General features: G+C 72.8%; 12 protein-coding genes. 3 read left to right on the top strand and 9 right to left on the bottom strand.

Going from position 1 to position 10157, the window contains the following annotated elements:
- Positions 1-20 precede the first annotated feature (20 nt).
- The 9 genes from ACZ7GJ_RS29970 to hisD are packed head-to-tail and all read right to left on the bottom strand — an operon-like array spanning position 21 to position 6999.
- Positions 21-1247 (bottom strand): MFS transporter, encoded by a 1227-nt coding sequence (locus ACZ7GJ_RS29970; RefSeq protein WP_470756030.1) that lies wholly within the window; start codon positions 1245-1247, stop codon positions 21-23.
- 38 nt (positions 1248-1285) lie between these two features.
- A complete protein-coding gene (hisF, locus tag ACZ7GJ_RS29975; protein WP_470756031.1) occupies positions 1286-2041 on the bottom strand; it encodes an imidazole glycerol phosphate synthase subunit HisF in 756 nt (251 codons plus the stop codon).
- Complete coding sequence (locus ACZ7GJ_RS29980) at positions 2038-2427, bottom strand: RidA family protein (protein ID WP_470756032.1); 390 nt, start codon at positions 2425-2427, stop codon at positions 2038-2040. The genes hisF and ACZ7GJ_RS29980 overlap by 4 nt, the downstream gene beginning before the upstream one ends.
- Complete coding sequence (priA, locus tag ACZ7GJ_RS29985) at positions 2424-3161, bottom strand: bifunctional 1-(5-phosphoribosyl)-5-((5-phosphoribosylamino)methylideneamino)imidazole-4-carboxamide isomerase/phosphoribosylanthranilate isomerase PriA (protein WP_470756033.1); 738 nt, start codon at positions 3159-3161, stop codon at positions 2424-2426. The genes ACZ7GJ_RS29980 and priA overlap by 4 nt, the downstream gene beginning before the upstream one ends.
- Complete coding sequence (hisH, locus tag ACZ7GJ_RS29990; RefSeq protein WP_470756034.1) at positions 3161-3811, bottom strand: imidazole glycerol phosphate synthase subunit HisH; 651 nt, start codon at positions 3809-3811, stop codon at positions 3161-3163. Before hisH ends, priA begins: the two co-directional genes overlap by 1 nt.
- The gene (locus tag ACZ7GJ_RS29995; RefSeq protein ID WP_470756035.1) at positions 3808-3975 is read right to left on the bottom strand and encodes a hypothetical protein; all 168 of its coding nucleotides are present in this window, start codon (positions 3973-3975) and stop codon (positions 3808-3810) included. The genes hisH and ACZ7GJ_RS29995 overlap by 4 nt, the downstream gene beginning before the upstream one ends.
- A 2-nt stretch (positions 3976-3977) precedes the next feature.
- Positions 3978-4571 carry an imidazoleglycerol-phosphate dehydratase HisB gene (gene hisB / locus ACZ7GJ_RS30000; protein ID WP_365923874.1) on the bottom strand — a complete coding sequence of 198 codons (594 nt, stop codon included), beginning with the start codon at positions 4569-4571 and terminating at the stop codon, positions 3978-3980.
- The gene (locus ACZ7GJ_RS30005) at positions 4568-5680 is read right to left on the bottom strand and encodes a histidinol-phosphate transaminase (RefSeq protein WP_470756036.1); all 1113 of its coding nucleotides are present in this window, start codon (positions 5678-5680) and stop codon (positions 4568-4570) included. The genes hisB and ACZ7GJ_RS30005 overlap by 4 nt, the downstream gene beginning before the upstream one ends.
- On the bottom strand, positions 5677-6999 hold the full coding sequence (hisD, locus tag ACZ7GJ_RS30010; protein WP_470756037.1) for a histidinol dehydrogenase: 1323 nt from the start codon (positions 6997-6999) through the stop codon (positions 5677-5679). Before hisD ends, ACZ7GJ_RS30005 begins: the two co-directional genes overlap by 4 nt.
- A 150-nt stretch (positions 7000-7149) precedes the next feature.
- Here hisD and ACZ7GJ_RS30015 point away from each other — a divergent pair, with 150 nt between their 5' ends.
- From ACZ7GJ_RS30015 to ybaK, 3 genes are read left to right on the top strand one after another with little or no spacing between them, the layout of a single operon-like run.
- The gene (locus ACZ7GJ_RS30015) at positions 7150-8748 is read left to right on the top strand and encodes an oxidoreductase (protein WP_470756038.1); all 1599 of its coding nucleotides are present in this window, start codon (positions 7150-7152) and stop codon (positions 8746-8748) included.
- A gap of 46 nt (positions 8749-8794) precedes the next feature.
- Positions 8795-9532: an LON peptidase substrate-binding domain-containing protein gene (locus ACZ7GJ_RS30020; RefSeq protein WP_470756039.1), complete on the top strand. Its 738-nt coding sequence runs from the start codon at positions 8795-8797 to the stop codon at positions 9530-9532.
- A complete protein-coding gene (gene ybaK, locus ACZ7GJ_RS30025) occupies positions 9532-10023 on the top strand; it encodes a Cys-tRNA(Pro) deacylase (protein WP_470756040.1) in 492 nt (163 codons plus the stop codon). The genes ACZ7GJ_RS30020 and ybaK overlap by 1 nt, the downstream gene beginning before the upstream one ends.
- Positions 10024-10157 lie beyond the last annotated feature (134 nt).

Genomic DNA, 10157 nt, shown 5'->3' on the forward strand with positions numbered 1-10157 from the left:
CTCGCCGGGGACGGCCGCGCTCAGGCGAAGGCCAGTTCCGCGCGGCGGACCGCGGGCGCCGACGTGCCGACGACGGCGCCCGCCATGCTCAGCGCGCCCCCGGCGAGGAACACCGGGGTGATCCCCCACAGGTCCGCCGCCACTCCGAAGACGGGGTACGCCAGCGGGGCCAGGCCCACCGCGGTGAAGGCCATCACCGAGCTGACCCGCCCCAGGTACGCGGGATCCGTGGCCGTCTGGATCAGGGCGACGGCCAGCCCGCCGCAGATCCCGCACACCAGGCCCGTGACCAGGGCCAGCGCCACCGCCGAGGCCAGCGTCGGCGCCAGCGCCAGGGCGCCGATGCCGGCCGAGCCGAGGATCAGGGTGAGGTTTTGGACCGCCCCCGCCCGGGGGAAGCGCGGGAGAAGGGTGAGGACCAGCGCGCTGCACGCCGCGCCCACGCCCAGCGCACCGATGATCCAGCCGACGCCGCCCGGGCCCCAGTCCCGTTCCCCGGCCAGCAGGATCAGGCCGAGGGTCATCGGCGCCGAGGTGCCGAGCTGGCTCAGCGCGCCCGAGAGTACGAGCGGCCCTATGAGCCCGTGCCGCCGTATGTACGCCAGGCCGGAGCGGAGCTGGACCCAGGGGGTCTCGGCGGGCCTCGGCTCGGCGGGCCCGGCGGCGGAGGCCGCGGCGGTGGTGGCGGCCGGCGCGGAGATGCGTACCGTCAGCAGCAGCACGAGCGAGACCCCGAACAGGGCCGCGGCCACCCCGAAGGCCGCCGCGGGCCCGCCCAGCCCCATCGCGAGTCCCGCCACCGGCGGCCCGGCCGTGTGGCCCACGCGTTCCGCCAGGCTGCGCAGCCCCTGCACCCGCACCAGCTGTCCCGGCCCGGCGATCCGCGGCGGCAGCGCCCCGACGGCCGGCATGAACAGCGCGTCCACGACGCCGAAGACCAGCGCGACCAGCACCAGGACCGTCAGCCCCGGGGAGGTGAGGGCGACGACCGCCGCCAGCGCCAGGACCACCGCGCACCGCACCGCGTCCGAGGAGATGACGACGAGGCGGGGGCCGAACCGGTCGGCCACCACCCCGCCGCCCAGCATGAGCAGCGCGCGCGGCACCGCGCCCGCCGCCATGACCAGGCCGACCTCGCCGGGTCCTGCGGCCTGGGCCGCCGCCCAGCCGAGGGCGAGGAAGTAGATCCCGTCGCCGATCAGCGAGGCGGCGTAGGCGGCCAGCCAGCGCCATACGTTCCGGTTCAAGCCCCGCCCCCCCCGGGCAACTCGACGAGCTGCGCGGGTCAGCGGACCGGGTGGCCCGCCTCGCGCAGAGCGGCCTTGACCTCGGAGATCCGCAGGTCGCCGAAGTGGAACACCGACGCCGCGAGCACCGCGTCGGCGCCCGCTGCGATCGCCGGCGGGAAGTGCGCGAGTTCACCCGCGCCGCCCGAGGCGATCACCGGGACCGTGACGTGCTTGCGCACGGCCGCGATCATCTCGGTGTCGTACCCGTTCTTGGTACCGTCCGCGTCCATCGAGTTCAACAGGATTTCCCCGGCGCCCAGTTCGGCCGCCCGGTGCGCCCACTCGACGGCGTCGATGCCGGTGCCGCGGCGGCCGCCGTGCGTGGTGACCTCGAAGGAGCCGGTGGCGGTGCGGCGGGCGTCCACCGACAGCACCAGCACCTGTCGGCCGAAGCGCTCCGCGATCTCCTGGATGAGCTCGGGCCGGGCGATGGCGGCGGTGTTGACGCCGACCTTGTCCGCGCCCGCCCGCAGCAGCTTGTCCACGTCGTCCGCGGCGCGGACCCCGCCGCCGACGGTCAGCGGGATGAAGACCTGCTCGGCGGTGCGGCGCACCACGTCGTAGGTGGTCTCGCGGTTCCCGGAGGACGCGGTGATGTCGAGGAAGGTCAGCTCGTCGGCGCCTTCGGCGTCGTACAGCTTGGCCATCTCCACCGGGTCGCCCGCGTCGCGCAGGTTCTGGAAGTTGATGCCCTTGACGACCCGGCCGTTGTCCACGTCCAGGCAGGGGATCACCCGTACGGCAAGGGTCATGGTGACACCTCCTTGTACGCCTCGACCTCGACCTCGACGACCATGCTGGGGTCGACGAAGCCGGAGACGATGATCATGGAGGCGGCGGGGCGGACCTCGTCGAACAGCGTCTTGTGGGCGCGGCCGACCTCGTCCACGTCCCGGGCGTGCGTGAGGTACATCCGGGTGCGCACCACGTGCTCGGGGCCGAGGCCCACCTGCTCCAGCGCCTTGAAGGCGACGCCGAAGGCGCCTACGGCCTGGTCGTACGGGCCGTTGGCCGCGGCGGCGGTGCAGCCGGAGACCAGGACGAGGCCGTTGGGGAGCTGGACGGCGCGGGAGTAGCCGATGACGTCCTCGTAGGCGCCGCCGGAGGAGATGCGACGGACATCGGGAGTGCTGCTCATGCGGAGACCACCTTCAGGGCTTCTTCCAGGGTGAAGGCCTTGGCGTACAGGGCCTTGCCGACGATCGCGCCCTCGACGCCCAGCGGCACCAGCTCGGACAGCGCGCGCAGGTCGTCCAGGGAGGAGACGCCGCCGGAGGCGACGACGGGCCGGTCGGTGGCGGCGCAGACGTTGCGGAGCAGCTCCAGGTTGGGGCCGGTCAGCGTGCCGTCCTTGCCGATGTCGGTGACGACGTAGCGGGCGCAGCCCTCGGAGTCCAGGCGGGCGAGGGTCTCGTAGAGGTCCCCGCCCTCGCTGGTCCAGCCGCGGCCCTTGAGGGTGGTGCCGCGTACGTCGAGGCCGATCGCGATCCTGTCGCCGTGCTCGGCGATGGCCTTGGCGGCCCACTCGGGGGTCTCCAGGGCGGCGGTGCCGAGGTTGACGCGGGTGCAGCCGGTGGCCAGGGCGGCGGCGAGCGAGGCGTCGTCGCGGATGCCGCCGGACAGCTCGACCTTGATGTCCATGGCGCCGGTGATCCCGGCGACCAGCGCGCGGTTGTCACCGGTGCCGAAGGCGGCGTCGAGGTCGACCAGGTGCAGCCATTCGGCGCCCGCGGCCTGCCAGGCGAGGGCCGCCTCCAGCGGGGAGCCGTAGGAGGTCTCGCTGCCGGACACGCCGTGCACGAGGCGTACGGCCTGGCCGTCGCGGACGTCGACCGCGGGGAGCAGTTCCAGCTTCGCTGAGGGCACAGTCATCACAGGGTCTCGATCCAGTTGGTGAGGAGCTGGGCTCCGGCGTCGCCGGACTTCTCGGGGTGGAACTGGGTGGCCCACAGGGCCCCGTTCTCCACCGCCGCGACGAAGGGCTCGCCGTGGGTGGCCCAGGTGACCTTGGGGGCGCGGATCAGCGGGTTGGTGACTTCCAGGGACCAGTCGTGCGCCGCGTAGGAGTGCACGAAGTAGAACCGGGCGTCGGCGTCGAGTCCGGCGAAGGCCTGGCTGTCGGCCGGGGCCTCGACGGTGTTCCAGCCCATGTGGGGGACGACCGGGGCCTTGAGCGGGCCGACCGTGCCGGGCCACTCGTCCAGGCCCTCGGTCTCGACGCCGTGCTCGATGCCGCGTTCGAAGAGGATCTGCATGCCGACGCAGATGCCCATGACCGGGCGGCCGCCGGAGAGCCGGCGGCCGATGATCCAGTCGCCGCGGACGGACCGCAGGCCCTGCATGCAGGCGGAGAAGGCGCCGACGCCGGGGACGAGGAGTCCGTCGGCGTCCATGGCCTTGTCGTAGTCGCGGGTGATCTCCACGTCCGCGCCGGCGCGCGCGAGGGCGCGCTCGGCGGAGCGGACGTTGCCGAAGCCGTAGTCGAAGACCACGACCTTCTTGGTGGGGGCGGCAGCGCTCATTCCCAGATTCCTTGGATTCGCAGGACTCCGGCGACGAGACACATCGCGGAGGCGATGGCGAGCAGAATGACGACCGACTTGGGCATCTGCTGCTTCTGGAAGGAGTACACGCCACCGGCCAGGAACAGGCCGATGACGATCAGGATGGTGTTGAGGCCGTTCACGGCTAGAGCGCGCCCTTCGTGGAGGGCAGGATGCCGGCCGCGCGCGTGTCGAACTCGGCGGCGTAGCGCAGGGCGCGGGCGAGGGCCTTGAACTGGCACTCCACGATGTGGTGGGCGTTGCGGCCGTACGGGACGTGGATGTGCAGGGCGATCTGGGCCTGCGCGACGAAGGACTCGAAGATGTGCCGGGTCATCGTCGTGTCGTAGGTGCCGATCATCGGCGCCATGTTCTCGGGCTCGGTGTGCACGAGGTACGGGCGGCCGGAGAGGTCCACGGTCACCTGCGCGAGGGACTCGTCGAGCGGCACGGTGCAGTTGCCGAAGCGGTAGATGCCCACCTTGTCGCCGAGGGCCTGCCGGAAGGCGGCGCCGAGCGCGAGGGCGGTGTCCTCGATGGTGTGGTGGGTGTCGATGTGCAGGTCGCCCTCGGTCTTGACCGTGAGGTCGAAGAGGCCGTGGCGGCCGAGCTGGTCGAGCATGTGGTCGTAGAAGCCCACACCCGTCGAGACGTCGACCTGGCCGGTGCCGTCGAGGTTTATCTCGACGAGGACCGAGGTCTCCTTCGTGGTCCGTTCGACCCGTCCGATGCGGCTCATGCGTGCTGCTCCTTCTTCAGTGCGCGAACCGCTTCCAGGAACGCGTCGTTCTCGGCCGGGGTGCCCGCGGTGACCCGCAGCCGGCCCGGTACGCCGTTGTCCCGGACCAGGACGCCCTGGTCGAGGATCTTCTGCCAAGCGGTGTGGGAGTCCTCGAACGTGCCGAACTGGATGAAGTTCGCGTCGGACTCGGTGACCTCGTAGCCCAGTGCCCGCAGTTCGACGGCCAGGCGGTCCCGCTCGACCTTGAGCTGCTCGACGTAGCCGAGGAGGGTGTCGGTGTGCTCCAGGGCGGCCAGCGCGGTCGCCTGGGTGACGGCCGACAGGTGGTACGGCAGGCGCACCAGCTGTACGGCGTCCACGACCGCGGGGTGTGCGGCCAGGTAGCCCAGGCGCAGGCCGGCTGCTCCGAAGGCCTTGGACATGGTCCGGGAGACCACCATGTTCGGGCGGCCCTCGATGAGGGGCAGCAGCGAGTCGCGGTGGCTGAACTCCACGTACGCCTCGTCCACGACGACCAGCGAGGGCTTGGCCGCCTGCGCGGCCTCGTAGAGGGCGAGGACGGTCTCCGCCTCGACCGCGGTACCCGTGGGGTTGTTGGGCGAGGTGATGAAGACGACGTCGGGGGCGTGCTCCGCGATGGCCTGCTCGGCCGCCGCCACGTCGATGGTGAAGTCGTCCCGGCGCGGGCCGGAGATCCAGCCGGTGCCGGTGCCGCGGGAGATCAGCGCGTGCATCGAGTACGAGGGCTCGAAGCCGATCGCGGTGCGGCCGGGCCCGCCGAAGGCCTGCAGCAGCTGCTGGATGACCTCGTTGGAGCCGTTGGCGGCCCATACGTTCTCCCGCGCGACCGGGTGCTTGGCCGTACGGGTGAGGTAGGCGGCCAGCTCGGTGCGCAGCTCGACCGCGTCCCGGTCGGGGTAGCGGTTGAGGGTGCGGGCGGCCTCGGTGACGCGCTCGGCGATCCGCGCCACGAGCTCCTCGGGGAGCTGGTAGGGGTTCTCGTTGGTGTTCAGCTGGACGGGCACGTCGAGCTGGGGGGCGCCGTACGGGGTCTTGCCGCGCAGCTCGTCCCGGATGGGGAGGTCGTCGATTCCGATGGCGGTCACTGGGTCGGCACCTTCCATCCGAAGCGGGCCTTGAGGGCCGCGCCGTGCGCGGGGAGGTCCTCGGCCTCGGCGAGGGTCACCACGTGGTGGGTGACCTCGGCGAGGGCGTCGCGCGTGTAGTCGACGATGTGGATGCCGCGCAGGAAGGACTGCACGGACAGGCCCGAGGAGTGGCAGGCGCAGCCGCCGGTGGGCAGCACGTGGTTCGACCCGGCGCAGTAGTCGCCGAGCGAGACCGGGGCCCAGGGGCCGACGAAGATCGCGCCGGCGTTGCGCACCTTGGCGGCCCAGGCAGCCGCGTCGGCGGTCTGGATCTCCAGGTGCTCGGCGCCGTACGCGTCGACGACCTTGAGGCCGTCCTCCAGGCTGTCGACCAGCACGATCGCGGACTGCTTGCCCGCGAGGGCAGGCTTGATCCGGTCCTCGACGTGCTTGGTGGCCGCGACCTGCGGCTCCAGCTCCTTCTCCACGGCGTCCGCGAGCTCCGCGGAGTCCGTGACGAGCACGGCGGCGGCCAGCGGGTCGTGCTCGGCCTGGCTGATCAGGTCGGCGGCGACGTGCACCGGGTCGGCCGTGGAGTCGGCGAGGACGGCGATCTCGGTCGGGCCGGCCTCGGTGTCGATGCCGATCTTCCCGGTGAAGTAGCGCTTGGCGGCGGCGACCCAGATGTTGCCGGGGCCGGTCACCATGTTCGCCGGGGCGCACTCGTCGGTGCCGTACGCGAACATCGCGACGGCCTGGGCGCCGCCGGCCGCGTACACCTCGTCCACGCCGAGCAGCGCGCACGCGGCGAGGATCGTCGGGTGCGGCAGGCCGTCGAAGTCGGCCTGCGGCGGGGACGCGAGCGCGATCGACTCGACGCCCGCCTCCTGGGCCGGTACGACGTTCATGACGACGGAGGACGGGTACACCGAGCGGCCGCCCGGGGCGTACAGCCCCACGCGTTCCACCGGAACCCACTTCTCGGTCACGGTTCCGCCGGGGACCACCTGGGTGGTGTGTTCGGTGCGGCGCTGGCCCCGGTGCACGATCCGGGCGCGCCGGATGGACTCCTCCAGGGCGGCGCGGACGGCCGGGTCGAGCTCGTCGAGAGCGGTCTTGAGGGCCTCGGCGGGCACCCTGACCTGCTCCAGCTTCACTCCGTCGAACTTCTGCGCGTACTCGATCAGCGCCGCCGTGCCACGATGATGGACGTCCTCGCAGATGGGCCGCACCTTCTCCAGGGCGGCTTCCACGTCGAACTCGGCACGGGGCAGCAGATCGCGCAGGGCGCCACCCTCGGGGAGGGCGTCACCGCGCAGGTCGATACGAGAGATCACCCCCCGATTCTCTCAGACCGCCTCGCGGCACCGTTCGCCCGTATCACTGGTTGATACACGCCCCGGATGTCACTGGCGGCCGTTAGCGTTCGTGTACACGCAGTGCGCGGGCAGCCGCTGCGAAGGTGTGACCAGCGGAGGGGGGCCGCCATGGCCGAAACACGCACGGGTGAGGAGCCGGACGATCTGACCGGTCCGGAACTCCGGATGTGGAGCGCGTACCGGACGGGCAGCGTCTGCGATCTCAGCACTCGGGCAGCCGAGGAGGACGATCCGCACGCCGACCGGGTCTGGGGCCCCGAGCGCACCGTCCGCGCCCAGGTGGTGGCACTGCTGCTGCTCCACGGACCGCCGCCGGTCCCGGGCCGGGTCGCCTCGCTGAAGCTGCGCGGTGTGCGCATCACCGGCCGCCTCGACCTCTCCGGCGGCACGGTCTCCCCGTACGTCGAACTCCAGTCCTGCCGCTTCGACAGCGAGATCCAGCTCTCGGAGGCCCGCTTCGGCACGCTGCGGCTGATGAACTGCGCCGTGCCCCGGCTGGAGGCGGCGCGGCTGCACACCGAGGGCGACTTACACCTGCCGCGGTGCCGGGTGGCCCGCGGGATCCGGCTGACCGACGCGCAGATCGGCACCGACCTGCTGATCAGCCAGGCCGTCGTGCAGCGCGACAACAAGGGGCGGGCGATCACCGCCGACGGGATATCGGTCGCGCAGGACTTCCAGGGCGAGCTGCTGGAGACGTACGGGGAGGTGAGCCTGCGCGGCGCCAAGGTCGGCGTGTCGATGAACCTGCGCGGGGCCCGGCTGCGCAATCCGTACGGGCGGTTCGCGCTCAACGCGCCCCAGCTGACCGTCGAGCGGACCCTGTACCTGACCTCGATCGCCCTGGACCACGTCCCCGGCACGAACTCCTCCACTCCCCCGTACGGGCTGGGGCTGACGCCGACGCGCGGGCAGCGGGCGCAGCGCTTCGAGTGCCGGGGCGGGCTGCGGGTGGACGACGGGCGCTTCGGCGACGCCATCGACTTCTACGGCGCGCGGTTCGTGCTGACCGACGAGCAGGAGATATCGCTGCGCCGGATCCAGACCCCGGAGTTGCGCTTCGTGGGCGAGCGGCCGGAGCGCGGGCGCGTGGTGGTGTCCGGGGCCAAGGTGGTCAAGCTGGTCGACACCGCCACGAGCTGGCCGGGCCCGGGCGGGGTGTCCATCGAGGGCTTCGTCTACGAGAACCTCGCGCCCCGCGGCCACTTCCCCCTCTCCCGCCGGCTGGCCTGGGTCGAGGCGGCCACGCCCGAGTACTCGCCGGAACCGTACGAGCGCCTCGCCGCGGTCCTGCGGGCGTCCGGGGAGGACGCGGACGCCCGCGAGGTGCTCCTCGCCAAGCAGCGCAGGCGCCGGGCGACGCTGCCGCCGGGGGTGAAGGCGTGGGGGTACCTCCAGGACTGGACGGTGGTCTACGGCTACCGCCCGGGCCGGGCCGCGCTGTGGATGGCCGTGCTGTGGGCGGCGGGCACCCTGCTCTTCTCCTGGCACGGCGAGCCCACGGCGATCAAGGAGGACGAGCATCCGCAGTGGGACGCCGCCCTCTTCGCCCTGGACCTCCTGCTGCCCGTGATCGATCTCGGGCAGGACGGCCAGTGGAAGTTGTCGGGCGGATGGCAGTGGGGGGCGGCGACACTGGTCGTCCTGGGATGGATCCTGGCCACGACGGTGGCGGCGGGCGCCTCCCGGCTGCTGAGGCGGGGGTGACCGGCGGGAGAGACGCTCCAGGGCACGGGCCACTACCCTGTGCGTCGTGACCACCGTTCGCCTGCCCCTCTTCCCCCTGAACTCGGTGCTGTTCCCGGGACTCGTCCTCCCGCTGAACATCTTCGAGGAGCGTTATCGCGCCATGATGCGCGAGCTGCTGAAGACGGGCGAGGAAGAGCCGCGCCGTTTCGCGGTCGTCGCCATCCGCGACGGCCGCGAGGTCGCGCCGACCGCCCCGGGCCTGCCGGACCAGACCGCCGTGCCCGACCGCGGTCCGGCCGCCGGTTTCGGCGCCGACCCGATCCAGGCCTTCCACCGCGTCGGCTGCATCGCGGACGCGGCGACGATCCGGGAGCGGGAGGACGGCAGCTTCGAGGTCCTCGCCACGGGCACCACGCGGGTGCGGCTGCTCTCCGTGGACTCCTCGGGCCCGTTCCTGACGGCGGAGCTGGAGGAGCTGCCGGAGGACTCCGGCGACGGCGCGGGAGCGCTGGCCGAGGGGGTGCTGCGGGCCTTTCGCAACTACCAGAAGCGGCTGGCCGGAGCCCGCGAACGCTCCCTGACGGGGACGGAACTGCCCGACGAGCCGTCGGTGGTCTCGTACCTGGTGGCCGCGGCGGCGGTGCTGGACATCCCGGCGAAGCAGCGCCTGCTCCAGGCCCCGGACACCGCGACCCGGCTCGCGGAGGAGCTGAAGCTGCTGCGCGCGGAGACCGCGGTGATCCGCCACCTCCCGTCGCTCCCGGCGGTGGACCTGACGCGCACCCCGACGAGCCCGAACTGATGGCGAAGAAGAAGCCGCCGGCCGGGACCCCGGCGATCGCGGCCCTCACGGCGGCCGGTGCGGAGTTCTCGGTGCACGCGTACGAGCACGACCCGGCGCACCCCTCGTACGGCGAGGAGGCGGCGCAGGCCATGGGGGTCTCCCCGGACCGGGTCTTCAAGACCCTGGTCGCGGAGGTGGACGGGGTCCTCACGGTGGCGGTGGTCCCGGTCTCGGGCTCGCTGGACCTGAAGGCGCTGGCGACGGCCGTCTCCGGCAAGCGGGCGGCGATGGCCGACCCGGCGCTGGCGGAGCGCACCACCGGCTATGTCCGCGGTGGCATCTCCCCCCTGGGGCAGCGCAAGCGCCTGCGCACGGTGGTCGACGCGTCTGCCTCTGGGCACGCCACGATCTGCGTCTCGGCGGGCCGCCGCGGCCTGGAGGTAGAGCTCCCCCCGACCGCCCTCACCACCCTGACGGGGGCCCTGCTAGCCCCCATCGCCCGCCCGTAGCCCGCGGCGCCGGCCCGGCCGACATCGGGACTCCGCCCCGGCGCCCCGGGGGGGGGGGGGCGGGGGGGGGGGGGGGGTGGTTTTGGTGTCTGCCTGCGGGGGGGGGGTGTTTGTTTCCCGAGAGAACCCACCCC

Source organism: Streptomyces sp. NPDC037242, from assembly GCF_055604165.1.

What these genes read in the sequence shown, in the direction of transcription:
- hisF (WP_470756031.1), bottom strand. Translation starts at nt 2,041, where the DNA reads ATGACCCTTGCCGTACGGGTGATCCCCTGCCTGGACGTGGACAACGGC.
- ACZ7GJ_RS29980 (WP_470756032.1), bottom strand. Translation starts at nt 2,427, where the DNA reads ATGAGCAGCACTCCCGATGTCCGTCGCATCTCCTCCGGCGGCGCCTAC.
- priA (WP_470756033.1), bottom strand. Translation starts at nt 3,161, where the DNA reads ATGACTGTGCCCTCAGCGAAGCTGGAACTGCTCCCCGCGGTCGACGTC.
- hisH (WP_470756034.1), bottom strand. Translation starts at nt 3,811, where the DNA reads ATGAGCGCTGCCGCCCCCACCAAGAAGGTCGTGGTCTTCGACTACGGC.
- hisB (WP_365923874.1), bottom strand. Translation starts at nt 4,571, where the DNA reads ATGAGCCGCATCGGACGGGTCGAACGGACCACGAAGGAGACCTCGGTC.
- ACZ7GJ_RS30015 (WP_470756038.1), top strand. Translation starts at nt 7,150, where the DNA reads ATGGCCGAAACACGCACGGGTGAGGAGCCGGACGATCTGACCGGTCCG.
- ybaK (WP_470756040.1), top strand. Translation starts at nt 9,532, where the DNA reads ATGGCGAAGAAGAAGCCGCCGGCCGGGACCCCGGCGATCGCGGCCCTC.